Genomic DNA, 16994 nt, shown 5'->3' with positions numbered 1-16994 from the left:
ATTGGTCACAAGATCCATCTCGTCGATCAGTTCGAGATTGGCGACGCCGGCGGCAACGCAGATCGGATGCGCGGAATAGGTCCAGCCATGGCCGAGCGAACCGAGTTTGTCGGAGCCTTCAACCAGCACCTGCCACATCTTGTCCGCGACGATGACGCCCGACAGCGGCGCATAGGCCGAGGTCAGGCCCTTGGCGATGGTGATCAGGTCCGGCTTGATGCCGTAGTGGTCGGAGCCGAACATGGTGCCCAGCCGGCCGAAGCCCGTCACCACTTCGTCGGCGACCAGCAGCACATCGTACTTCTTAAGCACCGCCTGGATCTTTTCCCAATAGAAGGCCGGCGGCGGCACGATGCCGCCGGTGCCCAGGATCGGCTCGCCGATGAAGGCAGCGACCGTTTCCGGGCCCTCAGCCAGGATCATCTCCTCGAGCTTGTCGGCGCAATGCTGCGAAAATTGCTCCTCGCTCATCGAGCGGTCGGCGCGGCGGAAATAATAAGGCGCCTCGGTGTGCAGGATCGGCGCGCGCGGCAGGTCGAAGGCGTTGTGGAACAGGTCGAGCCCGGTCAGCGATCCCGTCATCACGCCCGAGCCGTGATAGCCGCGCCAGCGCGAGATGATCTTCTTCTTCTCCGGCCGGCCGAGCACGTTGTTGTAGTACCAGATCAGTTTGATGTTGGTTTCGTTGGCATCCGAGCCTGAGAGGCCGAAATAGACCCTCGACATGCCTTGCGGCGCGCGGTCGATGATCATCTTGGCGAGCGTGATCGAGGCTTCGGTGCCGTGGCCGACATAGGCGTGGTAGTAGGCGAGGTTCTTCGCCTGGGCGGCGATGGCGTCGGCGATCTTCTGGCGGCCGTAGCCGACATTGACGCAATAGAGGCCGGCGAAGGCATCGAGGCTCTTCCTGCCATTGTTGTCCCAGACGGTGACGCCTTCGCCGCCGGCCATGATGCGCGTCGGGCTTTCGCCCCGCGCATGCGTGCCCATATGCGTCGAGGGATGGAAGAAGTGGTCGCGATCCCAGGCGGCGAGTTCGTTGGACTGGTCGAGCATTCTTTTAACTCCTGACAAAAGGGTGATTCCGGTGCAGCTTAAGCTACATCGAGGCAGAGATATTTGAGATCGGTGAAAGCCTCGAGTCCGTGGCGCGAGCCTTCGCGCCCGATGCCCGATTGCTTGACGCCGCCGAACGGGATCGGCGCGCCGGTGATCTTGACGCGGTTGATGGCGACCATGCCGTAGTCGAGCGCGCGGCCCATGCGCTGCTGCCGGCCACCATTCTCCGTTACGACATAGGCGACGAGGCCATACTCGGTGGCGTTGGCGCGGGCAATCACTTCATCCTCGCTGTCGAACGGCGTCACGGCGGCAACCGGGCCAAACGTCTCCTCGCGCATGATCAGCGCCTCGTCGGAAACATCGGCCAGCAGTGTCGGCTGGTAGAACAGGGGGCCAGCCTGATGTCGCTTGCCGCCGGTGAGGCAGCGCGCGCCATGGGTCAGCGCGTCTGCGACCTGCTCTTCCACCTTCTTGATGGCGCGCTTATGCATCAGTGGCCCGATGTCAATGTCATCTGCAAGGCCATTGCCGGTCCGCAGCGTCTCGATGCGCTTGGCGAAGGCGGCGCAGAACCGATCGTAGATCGGACGCTGGACGTAAATGCGGTTGGCGGCGAGGCAGTCCTGGCCCGACGTGGCGAATTTGGCGTCGATGGCGATATCAACCGCTTTGTCCAGATCGGCATCGGCAAAGACGATCAGCGGGGCATGGCCGCCAAGCTCCATCACCAGCCGCTTCATGGTCGCAGCACTCTGCGCGGCGATCAGCCGGCCGATCTCGGTCGAGCCGGTAAAGCTCATGGCGCGAACGCGCGGGTCTTCGCACATCCGCCCGACGATGGTCGAAGCCTTGCCGGTGACGATGTTGAAGGCGCCTGCGGGCAGGCCGGCGCGCTCACCGAGTTCGGCCAGCGCCAGCGCCGACAGCGGTGTTTCCGAGGACGGATGCGCAACGATGGTGCAGCCGGCGGCAAGGGCTGCCGCAGCCTTGCGGGTCAGCATCGCCGACGGAAAGTTCCACGGCGTGACGATGCCGACGACACCGAGCGGCTCGCGCCGCACGATCATTTCGGCGTTCGGCAGATGGCTGGTGACGCTCTCGGCGTTCAGGCGTTTTGCTTCCTCGGCATACCACTCGATGAAAGAGGCGGCGTAGTCGATCTCGCCCAGCGATTCCTGCAGCGGCTTGCCCTGTTCCAGCGTCATCAGCAGAGCCAGATCATCCTTGGCGCCGATGATCAACTCGAACCATTTGCGCAGGATTTTGGAGCGCTCCTGCGGCAACAGCGACCGCCATGCCGGAAAGGAGCGTGCGGCGGCATCGATCGCCTTTGTCGTCTGCCGTGCATCTAGCGCGGCGACGAAAGCGACAGTCGTGCCGGTGGCCGGATCGGTGATCTCGAAGCTTTCAGCGGCTTCGCTTGCCGTCCAGTGGCCATCGACATAGGCGAGTTCACGCAGCAGCCGGCGGTCGGTCAGGCGGTCGAGCGCTTCATGGCGATGCGAGCGGGCGAAATGCGCGGACATGGTCAAAGCCTCCCGGTTCGGACTGATGCGGGAAGACTATCCGCCCGATGCAGATAGAGAGGCTGTTTGGATGCCTCGAAGGAGAGAGACTCTCTCTTTTGTCCCGCCCCAACAGATGATCTCTCCGGCCTTAAGCCGACGCCGGCAGCAGGTCGGCTATGGGCAGCGCGATCTCGTCCTTCACCGTCTTGGTGACGATGTAGGTGAAGTAGCGGTCGATGCCGATTTCGCGTTCGAGCAAGCCATCGACCAGCCGCTGATAGGCGTCGATGTCGCGCGCCATCACCTTCACCACATAGTCGACGCCGCCGCCGACAGACCAGCAGGCGACGATCTCGGGAACATCGCGGATGACGCGCTCGAAGCGGTCGAAATCGGCCTGGCGGTGGTTTGCCAGCGTCACCTCCATCAGCACGGTGGCAACGGGTGCGACGACGCGCATGGCGATCCTGGCGTGATAGCCCGAGACGATGCCGGCCTTCTCCAGCTTGCGCAGCCGCATCCAGCACGGCGTCGGCGACAGGCCGACCTGCTCGGCCAGCGCCAACTTGGTGATGCGTCCGTCGCGCTGGATGGCGTCGAGGATTTTCAGGTCGATCGGGTCGAGTTTCGCGGATGTCATCAGAGCTCACTTTTCGTCCGAGTACCATGACGGCGCATTATTTCGATTGTCAATTGCACTGATTTCGATCTCTAATAAGTCATGACATTGTGGCAACCCGATCCCGCGCTCATCCGGCGCCCGGCCTATCAATCGCTGGCCGACCAGTTCGCGCGCGCCATCCATGACGGGCGCCTCGCCAATGGCGCGCGGCTGCCGACCCATCGCAGGCTGGCCGACGACCTCAAGCTTTCGGTGCAGACGGTCAGCCGCGCCTATGAGGAACTGATTCGGCGTGGCCTGATTTCGGGCGAGATCGGCCGCGGCAGCTTCGTCCAGACGCAGCGCCGCGAGCCGGAGCCGCCCTATTTGCCGGAGCGGCTCGGCGAAGTCATCGACCTGTCGATCCTGAAACCGGTTTGTGAGCCGATGCATCTGGAGCGGCTGAAACAGGCACTGGGCTGGCTGGCCGAGAACCTGCCGTCGAGTTCGGCACTTTCGTTCCGGCCCAACATGGTGTTTCCGCGCCACCGGGCCGTCGCCGTCGAATGGCTGAAACTGTGCGGCCTCGATGCATCCCCGCAGAACGTCAGCCTGACCAACGGCGCCACCGCCGGCATGACCGTGGCGCTGATGAGCGTCGCTCCGCCGGGCTCGACGGTCGCCACCGAGGCGATCGGCCACCATACGCTGGTGCCGTTGGCACGCTATCTCGGCTTCAACCTGGAAGGCCTGCCGATCGACGACAACGGCCTGATCCCGGAAGCGCTGGACGAAGCCTGCCGGCTTTCCGACATCCGCGCGGTCTTCGTGCAGCCCTCGGTGATAAACCCGACGGCGACTCTGATGGATGCAGCGCGGCGCGAGCAGATCGCGGCGGTTGCGCGTAAGCACGACATCGCCATCATCGAGAACGATGTGCTCGGTCCGCTGGTCGAAGACCGGCCGCCGCCGGTTGCCGCGTTCGCGCCGGAGCGCACGCTCTACGTCACCTCCTTCACCAAGATCACCGTGCCCGGGCTGCGCATCGGCTATCTCGTCGCACCCGACCGCTATGTCGCCGCCGTCGCCAACCGGCATCTGGTTTCGAACTGGATGGCGACGCCGCTGGTGGCCGAGATCGCCACAAAATGGGTGACCGACGGCACGGCGATGGAGCTTGTCCACTGGCAGCGCGCGGCTTTGCGGCACCGGCAGAATATTGCAGCGCAAGTGCTGGCGGGGGTCGACTATCGCGCCCGGCGCGACGGGTTGCATGTCTGGCTGCAACTGCCGGCCGACCGGGCCGAGGAAAGCTTTGTCGCCCAGGCTCGCCTGCAGGGTGTGGCGATTGCACCCGGCACGTCCTTCCGTATTTCGGCTGCGCCGTGGCATCCGGCGGTGCGTATCTCGCTGGGTTCGACCACCGAGGGGGAACTGCGCGCCGGCCTCGGCGTTGTCACCAAGCTGCTGCTTGGCGATCCGGAACACCTGCTGCTCGCTATCTAGGCTGGGGTTGCTCGGAAATTGTGCGGAATCAGAAATAATTGTCATGATATTATTTTCTCAATTGACATGATTTGGCGCGTTCCGCATCCTTAAGGGCATAGACCTCTCCAGGACGGGGAACTGCAGTGCCCACGCCCATCATCAAGATCGACGCCATTTCAAAAAGCTTCGGCACTTTCAAAGTGCTGGACGGCCTGTCGATGCAGGTCATGCCTGGCGAAAAGCTGGCACTGATCGGCCCGTCGGGCTCGGGCAAGACGACAATTCTGCGCATCCTGATGACACTGGAGCGTATCGATGGCGGTCATATCCAGATCGACGGCGAGCAACTCTACCACATGGAGCGCAACGGACAGTTGCTGTCCGCCGATGAGCGGCATCTGACAAGGATGCGCCAGAAGATCGGCATGGTCTTCCAGCTGTTCAATCTGTTCCCGCACAAATGCGTCATGGACAATGTCACGTTGGCGCCGATGCTGACCAAGGGCACGCCGCGTGCCGCCGCCGAAAAGCGGGCGATGGAACTGCTCGAAATGGTCGGCATGGCCGACAAGGCCAAGAGCATGCCGGCGCAGTTGTCCGGTGGCCAGAAGCAGCGCGTGGCGATCGCCCGGGCGCTGGCGCTGTCGCCAAAGATCATGCTGTTCGACGAGGTGACGTCGGCGCTCGATCCGGAGCTGGTCGAGGAGGTGATGAACGTCATGCGCAAGCTTGCCGCCGAGACCGACATGACCATGCTGCTGGTCACCCACGAGATGGGCTTTGCCCATGATTTCGCCGACCGGGTGCTGTTCTTCGATCGTGGCAGGATCGTCGAGGAGGGCAAGCCCGACGAGATTTTCCGCAATCCCAAGCAGGAGCGCACGCAAGGCTTCCTGAAGAAGATCATCGCGGCCGGACATCGCGTCTGACCGCAATGCCCAAGGCGACGAAGTCGTCCCGAGGTGGCGAGAGCCGCCCCGTAACAAAGCTAGACAAGAAACAAGGAGTTGGGAACAATGAAAAAACTTGGCATTCTGGCTGGCGTCGCCAGCCTTGCGTTGGCGGCGGTGCTGGCCGCCTCGAACGTGGGTTCGGCCGATGACAGCAAGCTCGAACAGCTCAAGGCGCAAGGTTTCGCCCGCCTCGCCATCGCCAACGAGCCGCCCTATACGGCGGTCGCCGCCGACGGCAAGGTTTCGGGTGCCGCGCCTGATGTGGCCCGCGAGATATTCAAGCGGCTCGGCGTCGCCGACGTCGCTGCTTCGATCTCTGAATATGGCGCCATGATCCCCGGCCTGCAGGCCGGTCGCTTCGATGTCGTCACCGCGGGCCTGTTCATGAAGCCGGAGCGCTGCGCCGCCGTCGTCTATTCCGAGCCGGTGCTTTGCGATGCCGAGGCGATGTTGGTGAAGAAGGGCAATCCGAAGGGCTTCAAGAGCTATGAGGATGTCGCCAAGGATACGACTGCGACCATCGGTGCGCCGGGCGGCGGCACCGAGGAGAAGCTCGCGCTCAATGCCGGCGTGCCACGCGATCGCGTCATCGTCGTGCCGGATGGCCAGAGCGGCGTGAAGATGCTTCAGGATGGCCGCATCGACGCTTATTCGCTGCCCGTCCTGTCGATCAATGATCTGGTCAAGAAGGCCAACGATCCGAACCTCGAAGTCATCGCTCCGGTGCAGGGCGCACCGGTCTATTGCGACGGCGCCGCCTTCAAGAAGGGCGACGAGGCACTGCGCGACGCCTTCGACGTAGAACTGGCCAAGATGAAGAAATCAGGCGAGTTCGCCAAGATCATCGAGCCCTACGGCTTCTCGGCGGCGGCCGCGATGTCGACCAGCCGCGACAAGCTCTGCGCGGCGAAGTGAAGTAAGGAAGACCTCCTCATCCGGCCCTTCGGGCCACCTTCTCCCCGCTGGGGAGAAGGTGGCTGGCGCCGACGCTGGTGGTCTCCTCTCCCCGCCGGGGAGAGGTCGGCCGAGCGTAGCGGAGGCCGGGTGAGGGGCTTCGACCAAACGTCCAGGTGGAACAGTACATTAGATGACCCAGTGGTCCGGCTATTTCGGCCTGATATTGCAGGGAGCGCTTGTCACCATCGAGCTGACGCTGATGGGGTCGGTGCTTGCGCTGTTCATGGCCTTTCTTGCCGGAATGGGGCGGCTGTCGCGTTTCTTCGTGCTGCGCGCGCTGGCTACCGCCTACATCGAATTCTTCCGCGGCACCTCGATCTTCGTGCAGTTGTTCTGGGCCTATTTCGTGCTGCCCTTCATCGGCATTTCGCTGACCCCGTTGCAGGCCGGCGTGCTGGCGCTCGGCCTCAATGTCGGCGCCTATGCCGCCGAAGTGGTGCGTGGCGCCATCCAGTCGATCGGCCGCGAACAGTATGAGGCCTGCACAGCGCTCAATCTCGGCCGCTGGCAAGGCATGCGCCACATCATCCTGCCGCAGGCGCTGCTGGTGATGCTGCCGACTTTCGGCAACAACGCCATCGAATTGCTCAAGGCGACCGCCGTGGTGTCGCTGATCTCGCTCACCGACCTGACCTTCCAGGCGCAGGTGGTGCGCGCCCAGACCGGCAACACCCTGGTGCCGTTCACCACCATCCTGATCATCTACTTCATCCTCGCCCTGCTCATCTCGTGGGGCGTGCGCTCGCTGGAACGCCGCATGGCGCGCGGCCTCGATGGGGTGCGTACCTGATGGAATGGGATTGGAATTTCGTCTGGGAAATCATGCCGACGCTGATCCAAGGGGTGAAGATCACCATCCTGGCGACGCTGCTCGGCTCGGTGCTGGCGGCGATCGTCGGGCTTGGCATTGCGCTTGCGCGCCGCTCGCCCAACAAGGCGCTGTCGCGCACGGTCGGCTGGGCGGCTGAATTCATCCGTGGCACGCCGCTGCTGGTGCAGCTCTATTTCATTTTCTACGTGCTGCCCGACATCGGCATCCTGCTGCCGCCGCTGGTAGCCGGTGTCATCGGCCTCGGGCTGCACTACGGCACCTACACGGCGGAAGTTTATCGCGCCGGCATCGACAATGTGCCGCGCGGCCAGTGGGAAGCGGCCAAGGCGTGCAATCTGAGCGCCACGCAGACCTGGACCAACATCATCATTCCGCAGGCTATCCCGCCGATGATACCGGCGCTCGCCAATTATTTCATCGCCATGTTCAAGGAAACGCCGCTGCTGTCGGCGATCACTGTGCTGGAGCTGATGAACCAGGCCAAAAGCGTCGCCAACACCTACTATCGCTATATCGAACCGATCACGCTGGTCGGTGCCTTCTTCCTGGTCATCAGTCTGTTTTCGGTCATGCTGCTGCGCTGGCTGGAACGCCGCTACGGCAAGATCGAGAGGTAGCCGATGAAACCCTTGCCCGAGATCAAGGTCTATCCGAAGCGGCCGGCGCTGGATGCTCGCCCGCTGGAGCGGCGCGTCGGCCTGATTATCCTGGCCACCGACCATACCAGCGAACCGGATTTCCGCCGCATGGTGGCGGGCGAGCGGGTCGGCGTCTATGTCGCGCGCATTCCCTATGCCAACCCGACGACGCCTGAAAACCTGCGCAAGATGCAGCCGGCGCTGACGGCGGGCGCGGCCCTGATCCTGCCGGACGAGAAGCTCGATGCCATCTGCTATTCCTGCACTTCGGCCTCGGTGGTGATCGGCGATGCCGAGATCGAGGCGGCGATCCAGGTCGCAAAGCCCGGCGTGCCGGTGGTCACACCGCCGATGGCGGGCGTGCGCGGGCTGCGTGCTCTGGGCGCAAACAAGATCAGCATTCTCACTCCCTACACGGTCGAGACATCCAGGCCGATGGCCGCCTATTTCGCCGCGCGCGGCTTCGAGATCGTCAGCTTCACCTGCCTCGGCTTCGAGGACGACCGCGAGATGGCACGCATCGCACCGGCAACGCTTGTCGACCTGGCGCGTGAAGCGACCGACGCCAGCGCCGATGCGCTGTTCGTGTCCTGCACGGCGCTGCGTAGCGCCCTCGCGGTCACCGGCATGGAAAATTCTATTGGACGTCCCGTGGTGACCAGCAACCAGGCGACCGCCTGGAACTGCCTGAGATTGTGCGGGGATGAGGCGCCGCATCCTGAGTTCGGGCGGCTGATGACGTTGCCCTTGGTTCAGTAAGATTATGTCCAGTGTGAGCGAGCACCCCCCTCTGGCCTGCCGGCTATCTCCCCCTCAAGGGGGGAGATTGGCAGTTCATGCGTCACCGCTCTTCCTGCAACATCGACAATTGGCGAAGGTGTTGCAGCCGCTAATCTCCCCCCTTGAGGGGGAGATGGCCGGCAGGCCAGAGGGGGGCGTTTCGTGATGCCCGCCGTCATTCTCACCGACATCCGTACCGCCCGTGAGCGTATCGCTGGTAAAGTCGAGCGCACGCCAACCGTCTTGTCCCACAGCCTCTCGGAACAGTTCGGCGTCCCCGTTCACCTCAAGCTCGAGCATCGCCAGACCACCGGCAGCTTCAAGCTGCGTGGCGCCTCGAACGCCGTCGCCTCGTTGAACGCCGAACAGAAGGCGCGGGGCGTGGTCGCGGCCTCGACCGGCAATCACGGCCGCGCGCTGGCGCATGCGGCGAAGCTTGAGGGCATGCGCGCCGTAATCTGCATGTCGCGCCTGGTGCCCGGCAACAAGCTCGACGAGATCCGCCGGCTTGGCGCGGAAGTCCGCATCGTCGGCGACAGCCAGGACGATGCCCAGCAGGAGGTCGATCGGCTGGTGGCGCAAGAGGGGCTGGTTATGCTGCCGCCCTTCGACCATCCCGACATTATCGCCGGGCAAGGCACGCTCGGGCTTGAGATGATCGAGCAGGTCCCGGATGCCGCCCTCGTTCTGGCCCAGATCTCCGGCGGTGGGCTCGCATCAGGGGTTGCTACAGCCATCAAAGGCGTCAGCCCCCGGACAAAAGTCGTCGGTGTCTCGATGGCGCGTGGCGCGGCGATGAAGGCCAGCCTCGATGCGGGCCAGCCGGTGCTGGTGGAAGAATTGCCGACGCTGGCGGATTCGCTCGGTGGTGGCATCGGCCTCGACAACCGGCTGACCTTCGCCATGTGCCGCGACCTGCTCGACGATGTCGTCCTGCTCAGCGAAGACGAGATCGCCGCCGGCATCCGCCACGCCTATGCGCAGGAGCGCGAGATCGTCGAGGGCGCCGGCGCGGTCGGCATCGCCGCACTGCTCGCCGGCAAGATTACGGCGAACGGGCCGGTGGTTGTGCTTCTTTCTGGCCGAAACATTGATATGGAGCTGCATCGGAAAATCGTCTGCGGTGACACTTCGATAAATGCGGGTCGCGCCGGATGAAACGTCTTTCACGCCGAGTTTCTTCACACCCCCCTCTGTCCTGCCGGACATCTCCCCCGCAAGGGGGGAGATCGGCAGCTTCGATGCTGCCGCTTTTCTTGCGGCGTCTGAGATTGGCGAAGGCAAAGATGAAGTCCAATCTCCCCCCTTGCGGGGGAGATGTCCGGCAGGACAGAGGGGGGTGTGACAGAACGCTGTCCTTTGCAGAGCTTGCCACTCCGGAGCGCGCCGCATGAGCCGGATGACCATCCTTACCGAGAAAGAATTGCGGGCGATCGTGACACTCGATCTCGATGCCGTCGCCTGCATTGAAAACGCTTTCCGCGCGCTCGCTACCCTGCCGGTGGCGATGCCGCCGATCCTGCGGCTCGACATTCTCGAGCATCGCGGCGAGGTCGACGTGAAGACCGCCTATGTGCCGGGCATTGACGGTTTCGCCATCAAGATCAGCCCCGGCTTCTTCGACAATCCGAAGCTCGGCCTGCCCAGCGTCAACGGCATGATGGTGCTGCTGTCAGCCAAGACCGGCCTGGTCGAGGCGCTGTTGCTCGACAATGGCTATCTCACCGACGTCCGCACGGCCGCTGCTGGCGCGGTCGCGGCCAAACATCTGTCGCGGCCGGATTCGTCTGTCGCCGCGATCTTCGGCGCCGGCGTCCAGGCCGGGTTGCAATTGGAAGCTCTCATGCTGGTACGGCCGATTGCCGAGGCGCGCATCTGGGCACGCGATGCGGCAAAGGCCGAGGCGACAGCCGGAGCCTTGCGCGAAAAGCTCGGCATTCTCGTGCGTGCCGAGCCCGACGCGGCAAACGCGGTTGTCGGCGCCGACATCATCGTCACGACGACGCCTTCGACCGAGCCGCTGATCAAGGCCGGATTCGTTTCCGCAGGGCAGCACATCACCGCGATGGGCTCCGACGCCGAACATAAGAACGAGATCGCGCCGGCAATCCTGCGCATGGCCGATCTCTATGTCGCCGACAGCGCCCGCCAGACGCGGCGGCTGGGTGAGCTGCATCATGCCATCGCGGCGGGCGTTATGGCCGCCGACACGGAGGTCGCCGAGCTCGGTCAGGTCATAGCCGGCAAGCGTCACGGGAGGCGCTCGGCCAGCGACATCACCATCGCCGACCTCACCGGCACTGGCGTCCAGGACACGGCGATCGCCACGCTCGCTCGAGATCGCGCGCGGGTGGTGAAGGCGGGAACCATTTTCGAAAGCTGATACCGGCCGCAAGGCCCAACAAACGAGGACTAAGAACAATGCAACCGAATCTGAAATTCTCGCGCGGCGAATTTGCGGATCGTCTCGCCAAAACGCGCAAAGCCATGGAGGTGAAGGGCGTCGATCTTCTTGTTATCAGCGATCCTTCCAACATGGCCTGGCTGACCGGCTATGACGGCTGGTCGTTTTATGTGCATCAGGCCGTCATCGTGCCGCCATCGGGCGAACCGGTCTGGTACGGGCGCGGCCAGGACGCCAACGGCGCCAAGCGCACCGCCTATCTCGCGCACGACAATATCGTCGGCTACGCCGACCACTATGTGCAGTCGACCGAGCGCCACCCGATGGATTTTTTGGCGAGCGTGCTTGCGGATCGCGGCTGGGGCAAGCTGACAGTCGGCGTCGAAATGGACAATTACTGGTTCTCGGCGGCCGCCTTTGCGTCGCTGCAGAAGCATTTGCCCAATGCCCGCTTTGTCGATGCCACCGCGCTGGTCAACTGGCAGCGTGCGGTGAAGAGCCCGACCGAGATCGACTATATGCGCAAGGCGGCCCGCATCGTCGAAGCGATGCACCAGCGCATCTTCGACAAGATCGAGGTCGGCATGCGCAAATGCGATCTCGTCGCCGAAATCTACGATGCCGGCACGCGCGGCGTCGACGGTATCGGCGGTGACTATCCGGCGATCGTGCCGCTGCTGCCGTCGGGTGCCGATGCCTCGGCGCCGCATCTGACCTGGGACGACAGACCGATGAAGCGGGGCGAGGGCACCTTCTTCGAGATTGCCGGCTGCTACAACCGCTATCACTGCCCGCTGTCGCGCACCGTCTTCCTCGGCAAGCCGACGCAGGAATTCCTCGATGCCGAGAAGGCGACGCTGGAAGGCATGGAAGCGGGGCTGGCCGCGGCGAAACCCGGCAACGCCTGCGAGGACATTGCCAACGCCTTCTTCGGTGTCCTCAAGCGATACGGCATCATCAAGGACAACCGCACCGGCTATTCGATCGGCCTGTCCTATCCGCCGGACTGGGGCGAACGCACGATGAGCCTGCGCCCCGGCGACCGCACCGAGCTCAGGCCCGGCATGACCTTCCATTTCATGACCGGCCTGTGGCTGGAAACGATGGGACTGGAGATCACCGAGTCCATCCTGATCATCGAAACCGGTGTAGAGTGCCTGGCCAATGTGCCGCGCAAGCTGGTGGTGAAGGATTGAGCCCGATGTCCAGTATCCGCCCGTCGCCGATCGCGCCGACCGTCGATTTCGACCGCGACGGCATCCAGCACGGTTTCCTGCGCTTGCCCTACAGCCGCGACGATTCCGCGTGGGGCTCGGTGATGATCCCGATCTGCGTCATCCGCAACGGCAACGGGCCGGCAGCGCTGCTGACCGGGGGCAACCATGGCGATGAGTATGAGGGACCGCTGGCCCTTTACGATCTCGCCCGCACGCTCGACCCGAAAGATGTCAGCGGCACGGTGATCATCGTGCCGGCAATGAACTATCCGGCCTTCCGTGCCGGCAAGCGCACCTCGCCGATCGACAAGGGCAACATGAACCGCAGCTTTCCCGGCCGGCCGGACGGAACGGTGACCGAAAAGATCGCCGACTATTTCCAGCGTGAGCTGCTCCCCCGCGCCGACATCGTGTTCGACTTCCATTCCGGCGGCAAGACGCTGGACTTCGTGCCGTTCTGCGCCGCGCACACCTTGCCCGACAAGGCGCTGGAACAGAAAGCCTTCGACGCGGTCGCAGCCTTCGCCGCCCCGTTCTCGATGCGCATGATCGAAATCGACGCCATCGGCATGTATGACACGGCAGCCGAGGAGATGGGCAAGGTCTTCGTCAGCACCGAGCTTGGCGGCGGCGGCACGTCGCGCGCGCAAACCGTGCGGATCGCGCGGCACGGCATTCTCAACGTGCTGCGCCACGCCGGCATTGTCGCCGGTGCGGTGGAGAAGACCTCAACCCAGTGGTTGGATATGCCATCGGGCGATTGTTTCTCCTTCGCCGAAGATGACGGCATGATCGAAACCATGGTCGATCTCGGTGAACCCGTCGAAAAGGGCGCGGTGCTGGCGCGCATCCATTCCACCGGCCGCACCGGCATCGCCCCGCAGGAGATCCAGGCAAAAATGTCGGGCATGCTGGCGGCGCGGCATTTCCCCGGGCTGGTCAAGGCCGGCGACTGCGCGGCGGTGGTGGCTGTGCCCGTCTGAGCGATTCCGCCGAGGCTTGCTCCACCCCGTTCGCGTCCATCGTCACTTGCTCTTGGTCCGTTGCGGAGCCTTCGGCGCGGCGGAAAGAAGCAGCATGGCGAGCGGAGTCGACATTGCAGGAGGATGTCACTATATAGCGGCGGCTTCGACCCGCGCGCTCGAGGGCCACACCTCGAAGCAACTGTGAATGTGTAGTATGTTGCGCCATCTATTGTGACGGAAATCGGCTCGGAAACCGGAAAAAAGCAAATAGAAACAGTGGCGCAGCGCTGGGCGTGACCTAGCCAACGGTACCGACTCCTCCAGAATCAGAAAATGCTCTTGACCCCTCGATTTCCTATGGCTCTGTGGACCTTGGACGGCATTGGCTTGCCGGCCGACCGCGACTCGGCTGGAATGGGGACATGCATCCTTTGCGGGATGTCGACGTTTATGATTACCAACCGGCTTTGCCGCCAGGGAACAGCAGTATGAGTGAACACGCCATCGAATTCTTGCGGGGATGGATCGGCGAAAAGGTCCATTGCCAGTCCTCCCAGGCAAGGATCGACAAGCAGGCCGAAACCCTGGCCAAGGAGTGCGCCGCCGAGGCGGCCGAGGTCGGCATCCCGCTGGAGGACATCCAGGAAGAAGTCGGCGATATCCAGGAACTTATCGCATCCCGGCTTGAGGAAGCCGCCGAGGCCGAGGAAAGCCAGCAGCCCCCCGGAAAAGCCGCGGAATGATCGCATAGCGGCGACGTTGTTCCAGCGCGGGCTTCTGGCCCGCGTTTTTGTCTTCAGCCAAACTTCTCCTTCAGCCACGCCTTCGGCAGCGCCGGCACGAAATTTCCGTCGCGTCCGGTCATATCGTCGTTGGCAACCACCGCGTTGAGGATTGCTTCCTCCACGGTCTGGATCACCGCATCGAAAAACGGATCGATATCGGTGTCCGGAATAAAATTGGCGCTGGCGATGCGGCCGGAGGGCGCCAGCGCTGCGCTCGCATTGGCGGTTGAGAAGGCGATAAAAATGTCGCCTGAGCTGTGATAGCCGAAGCCGCCGGTCATGGCGACGCCGAGCGGCACCCGGCGGGCCAGCCGCTTCATCTGATGCGGCAGGAACGGTGCGTCGGTGGCGACGACGGCAATGATCGAGCCCTTTTCAGCACGCGGTGTGCCTTCGCGGACCGCCGGCTCGACGAGTTCCGGCCCGACGCGCAGGCCGCGAATGGTGATATTGCGCCGTTTTCCAAAATTAGACTGCACGAAGGCGCCGACGGTGTAGGCACGGCCGTGCCATTCGACGATGCGCGATGCGGTGCCGGAGCCGGCCTTGAAGCCGAAAGTGATCATGCCGGTACCGCCGCCGACGCTGCCTTCCTCGATCGGTCCGCCGGCGGCGCCGTCGAGGGCCTGCGCAACATGCGCTGACGTCAAATGGTGACCGTTGATGTCGTTGAGGAAGCCGTCATAGGTCTCCGCCGCCACCGGCAGCCCCCAGCCGCTGTCGAGCGCTGCCGGCAGCACGCTTTGCATCCAGCGCAGCGTGCCGTCGCGTGAAACACCGCAGGAATGCGTGTTGGTGATGGTGATCGGGAAGTTGAAAGCCCCGGTTTCCTCGACGATGTGCGAGCCGGTCAGTTCGCCGTTTCCGTTCTGGCTGAAGATGCCGGCGAAGACCGGCGTGGCGAGGTCGGCGAGCGGCCTGGGCAGGATCGCGGTCACGCCGGTGCGCACTGGTCCCCCGCCGACGACAAGCGCGCCATCGCCCGAGATCAGCGTCGCATAGCCGACAGCCACGCCGGGCACGTCGGTGATCGCATTGAACGGTCCGGGCCGCCCGTCGAAGCCGATGCCGAAATTCCGCGCGCGCGGTTTGCCTGAGGGCGTTGTCAGATGATGCGGATTGTCGGTCATGGTGTCAGAACAGGGATCCCTGATTGCCAGGCTCTTTGGCCTTGGCCGCCGGCTTGGCCACGGCTTTCGGTTTTGCCGTGCCGCTGATCGCCACCGCATCGGCGGTGCCGTCGGCGAACTCGAGCGAAAGCGCCATTCCCGACGCCACATCGGCAGCCTGCTTGATCACCGCGCCATCCGCATCCCTCACCAGCGCAAAGCCGCGCGCCAGGACGGCCTTGTGCGACAGTGTTGCCATCAGCCTGTCGGCCTGGACGACGCGGCCGCGCAGGCGCTCCAGCCTGAGCACCACTGCTTGCGTGCCGCGTCTTGTCAAAGCTGTCAGCAAATCCCTCTGCACGCGTTGCCGCCGTGCCGTCGGCTCGATCGTGATGCGGCCTTGCAGCATGGTCAATTGCTGCTTGTGCCGCTGCAGCGATGCCCTGGCACATTTTGGCAATTGATCCGCCGCTCGGTTAAGCTCCGCACGCCGGGCTCTTGCCAACGTTCGCAATGCCCCTTTTGCTCGCAAAAGATTGCGTTCGTTGGTGCGCCGCGCCTCGGCAATGCGCTGCGACAGCATTGCCGGTGTCAGCTTTACGGCAAAAAACCTTGCACGCTTACGTTCGGTGGAGACCAACAGGCCCCGGCCGAGCCTGGATGTCGCCTCATCGAGGCGTCGGCGCGGCAGCGCCAGCAATTGGTCGGGCGAAGGCAGTGCGCGGGCCGCCGCACGAGCAGCCTGCCGTTTGCGCTCGAAATTGCGCAGGACCGCCGCTTTCAGCCGCGCACCGAGGCTGGCAAGCGTTGCTTCAAGGTCCGCCTTCACCGGCACAGCGATTTCGGCCGCACCCGTCGGCGTCGGCGCCCGCACATCGGCAACGAGGTCGATCAGCGTCCAGTCGGTCTCGTGGCCGACAGCCGAGATCACCGGAATGCCGGAAGCGGCAACCGCGCGGGCGAGCGCCTCGTCGTTGAAGCCCCAGAGGTCTTCGAGGCTGCCGCCGCCACGCGCCACGATCAACAGATCGGGACGCTGGATGGCGCCATCCCATGCCAGCGCGTTGAAGCCGTTGACCGCAGCAGTCACTTCCGCGCCTGACATCTCGCCCTGAACACGCACCGGCCAGACCAGGATGTGCAGCGGAAAGCGGTCCTTGATGCGGTGGATGATGTCTCGGATGACGGATCCTGTCGGCGAGGTGACGACGCCGATGATGCGCGGCATGAATGGCAGCAACCGCTTGCGGCCGGCATCGAACAGCCCCTCGGCCTGTAGCCGCCGCTTGCGCTCCTCCAGCAGCGCCATCAGCGCGCCGGCGCCGGCAGGCTCCAGATTGTCGATGACGATCTGGTAGTTGGACTTGCCGGGATAGGTGGTGAGCTTACCGGTGGCGATCACCTCCATGCCCTCTTCGGGACGGAATTTCAGCCGGCTCATCGTGCCTTTCCACACCACGGCGTCGAGCCGGGCGCGGTCGTCCTTCAGCGCGAAATAGGCATGACCTGAGGAATGCGGCCCGCGATAGCCTGATATTTCGCCACGCACCCGCACATTGCCGAAAACGTCCTCGACCGTGCGCTTCAGCGCGCCGGAAATCTCGCTCACCGTATATTCGGCGGCGTTGGTGCGTGATTCGGATGCTGCTTCGCTCATCGGCCGATTGGGGAACGGTTGGGCGCCCGCGTCAAGGC

Annotated in this window: 16 protein-coding genes; 11 read left to right on the top strand and 5 right to left on the bottom strand. The window is 63.9% G+C overall.

Going from position 1 to position 16994, the window contains the following annotated elements:
- The 3 genes from NKJ37_RS21175 to NKJ37_RS21165 form a co-directional block, all read right to left on the bottom strand.
- The coding region (locus NKJ37_RS21175) for an aminotransferase class III-fold pyridoxal phosphate-dependent enzyme (protein ID WP_352774905.1) at positions 1–1056 on the bottom strand (1056 nt) is incomplete at its 3' end.
- Between the two features lie 38 nt (positions 1057–1094).
- A complete protein-coding gene (locus NKJ37_RS21170; RefSeq protein ID WP_352774903.1) occupies positions 1095–2588 on the bottom strand; it encodes an NAD-dependent succinate-semialdehyde dehydrogenase in 1494 nt (497 codons plus the stop codon).
- A gap of 130 nt (positions 2589–2718) precedes the next feature.
- Positions 2719–3210 (bottom strand): Lrp/AsnC family transcriptional regulator, encoded by a 492-nt coding sequence (locus tag NKJ37_RS21165; protein ID WP_023809051.1) that lies wholly within the window; start codon positions 3208–3210, stop codon positions 2719–2721.
- A gap of 81 nt (positions 3211–3291) precedes the next feature.
- Between NKJ37_RS21165 and ehuR the strand changes: the two genes are divergently transcribed.
- From ehuR to NKJ37_RS21110, 11 genes are all read left to right on the top strand, one after another.
- Positions 3292–4677 (top strand): MocR-like ectoine utilization transcription factor EhuR, encoded by a 1386-nt coding sequence (ehuR, locus tag NKJ37_RS21160; RefSeq protein ID WP_352774902.1) that lies wholly within the window; start codon positions 3292–3294, stop codon positions 4675–4677.
- Positions 4678–4802: 125 nt separating this feature from the next.
- Entirely contained in the window at positions 4803–5588 is a 786-nt protein-coding gene (gene ehuA / locus NKJ37_RS21155) for an ectoine/hydroxyectoine ABC transporter ATP-binding protein EhuA (RefSeq protein WP_127292802.1), read from the top strand.
- 87 nt (positions 5589–5675) lie between these two features.
- The gene (ehuB, locus tag NKJ37_RS21150; RefSeq protein ID WP_023809048.1) at positions 5676–6527 is read left to right on the top strand and encodes an ectoine/hydroxyectoine ABC transporter substrate-binding protein EhuB; all 852 of its coding nucleotides are present in this window, start codon (positions 5676–5678) and stop codon (positions 6525–6527) included.
- Positions 6528–6699: 172 nt separating this feature from the next.
- Positions 6700–7359: an ectoine/hydroxyectoine ABC transporter permease subunit EhuC gene (ehuC, locus tag NKJ37_RS21145; protein ID WP_352774900.1), complete on the top strand. Its 660-nt coding sequence runs from the start codon at positions 6700–6702 to the stop codon at positions 7357–7359.
- On the top strand, positions 7359–8018 hold the full coding sequence (gene ehuD, locus NKJ37_RS21140) for an ectoine/hydroxyectoine ABC transporter permease subunit EhuD (protein ID WP_023809046.1): 660 nt from the start codon (positions 7359–7361) through the stop codon (positions 8016–8018). The genes ehuC and ehuD overlap by 1 nt, the downstream gene beginning before the upstream one ends.
- Before the next feature lie 3 nt (positions 8019–8021).
- Positions 8022–8798 (top strand): ectoine utilization protein EutA, encoded by a 777-nt coding sequence (eutA, locus tag NKJ37_RS21135; RefSeq protein WP_128302585.1) that lies wholly within the window; start codon positions 8022–8024, stop codon positions 8796–8798.
- 186 nt (positions 8799–8984) lie between these two features.
- Positions 8985–9977 (top strand): hydroxyectoine utilization dehydratase EutB, encoded by a 993-nt coding sequence (eutB, locus tag NKJ37_RS21130; protein ID WP_352628363.1) that lies wholly within the window; start codon positions 8985–8987, stop codon positions 9975–9977.
- A gap of 232 nt (positions 9978–10209) precedes the next feature.
- Positions 10210–11202 (top strand): ectoine utilization protein EutC, encoded by a 993-nt coding sequence (gene eutC, locus NKJ37_RS21125; RefSeq protein WP_352774897.1) that lies wholly within the window; start codon positions 10210–10212, stop codon positions 11200–11202.
- A gap of 38 nt (positions 11203–11240) precedes the next feature.
- Positions 11241–12419 carry an ectoine hydrolase DoeA gene (gene doeA / locus NKJ37_RS21120; protein WP_352774895.1) on the top strand — a complete coding sequence of 393 codons (1179 nt, stop codon included), beginning with the start codon at positions 11241–11243 and terminating at the stop codon, positions 12417–12419.
- Between the two features lie 5 nt (positions 12420–12424).
- Positions 12425–13423, top strand: coding sequence for a N(2)-acetyl-L-2,4-diaminobutanoate deacetylase DoeB (doeB, locus tag NKJ37_RS21115; RefSeq protein WP_352774893.1), 999 nt, complete (start codon positions 12425–12427; stop codon positions 13421–13423).
- Between the two features lie 404 nt (positions 13424–13827).
- Positions 13828–14148, top strand: coding sequence for a hypothetical protein (locus tag NKJ37_RS21110; RefSeq protein ID WP_245273059.1), 321 nt, complete (start codon positions 13828–13830; stop codon positions 14146–14148).
- 53 nt (positions 14149–14201) lie between these two features.
- Here NKJ37_RS21110 and NKJ37_RS21105 read toward each other — a convergent pair whose 3' ends face one another.
- Both NKJ37_RS21105 and xseA read right to left on the bottom strand, forming a co-directional pair.
- Positions 14202–15320, bottom strand: coding sequence for a DmpA family aminopeptidase (locus NKJ37_RS21105; protein WP_352440708.1), 1119 nt, complete (start codon positions 15318–15320; stop codon positions 14202–14204).
- A 4-nt stretch (positions 15321–15324) separates the two neighbouring features.
- A complete protein-coding gene (gene xseA, locus NKJ37_RS21100) occupies positions 15325–16956 on the bottom strand; it encodes an exodeoxyribonuclease VII large subunit (protein ID WP_352774891.1) in 1632 nt (543 codons plus the stop codon).
- Positions 16957–16994 lie beyond the last annotated feature (38 nt).

It is taken from the genome of Mesorhizobium sp. M0140 (assembly GCF_040322475.1).
In the GTDB taxonomy this organism is placed as follows: domain Bacteria; phylum Pseudomonadota; class Alphaproteobacteria; order Rhizobiales; family Rhizobiaceae; genus Mesorhizobium.
This window is presented reverse-complemented; position numbering and strand designations above follow the sequence as displayed.

Excerpts from the sequence above, each read along its gene's own strand:
- doeA (WP_352774895.1), top strand. The coding sequence starts at position 11,241 with ATGCAACCGAATCTGAAATTCTCGCGCGGCGAATTTGCGGATCGTCTC.
- ehuD (WP_023809046.1), top strand. The coding sequence starts at position 7,359 with ATGGAATGGGATTGGAATTTCGTCTGGGAAATCATGCCGACGCTGATC.
- eutC (WP_352774897.1), top strand. The coding sequence starts at position 10,210 with ATGAGCCGGATGACCATCCTTACCGAGAAAGAATTGCGGGCGATCGTG.
- ehuR (WP_352774902.1), top strand. The coding sequence starts at position 3,292 with ATGACATTGTGGCAACCCGATCCCGCGCTCATCCGGCGCCCGGCCTAT.
- eutB (WP_352628363.1), top strand. The coding sequence starts at position 8,985 with ATGCCCGCCGTCATTCTCACCGACATCCGTACCGCCCGTGAGCGTATC.
- NKJ37_RS21170 (WP_352774903.1), bottom strand. The coding sequence starts at position 2,588 with ATGTCCGCGCATTTCGCCCGCTCGCATCGCCATGAAGCGCTCGACCGC.
- NKJ37_RS21110 (WP_245273059.1), top strand. The coding sequence starts at position 13,828 with ATGCATCCTTTGCGGGATGTCGACGTTTATGATTACCAACCGGCTTTG.
- ehuB (WP_023809048.1), top strand. The coding sequence starts at position 5,676 with ATGAAAAAACTTGGCATTCTGGCTGGCGTCGCCAGCCTTGCGTTGGCG.
- xseA (WP_352774891.1), bottom strand. The coding sequence starts at position 16,956 with ATGAGCGAAGCAGCATCCGAATCACGCACCAACGCCGCCGAATATACG.
- ehuC (WP_352774900.1), top strand. The coding sequence starts at position 6,700 with ATGACCCAGTGGTCCGGCTATTTCGGCCTGATATTGCAGGGAGCGCTT.
- doeB (WP_352774893.1), top strand. The coding sequence starts at position 12,425 with ATGTCCAGTATCCGCCCGTCGCCGATCGCGCCGACCGTCGATTTCGAC.
- NKJ37_RS21105 (WP_352440708.1), bottom strand. The coding sequence starts at position 15,320 with ATGACCGACAATCCGCATCATCTGACAACGCCCTCAGGCAAACCGCGC.
- NKJ37_RS21165 (WP_023809051.1), bottom strand. The coding sequence starts at position 3,210 with ATGACATCCGCGAAACTCGACCCGATCGACCTGAAAATCCTCGACGCC.
- eutA (WP_128302585.1), top strand. The coding sequence starts at position 8,022 with ATGAAACCCTTGCCCGAGATCAAGGTCTATCCGAAGCGGCCGGCGCTG.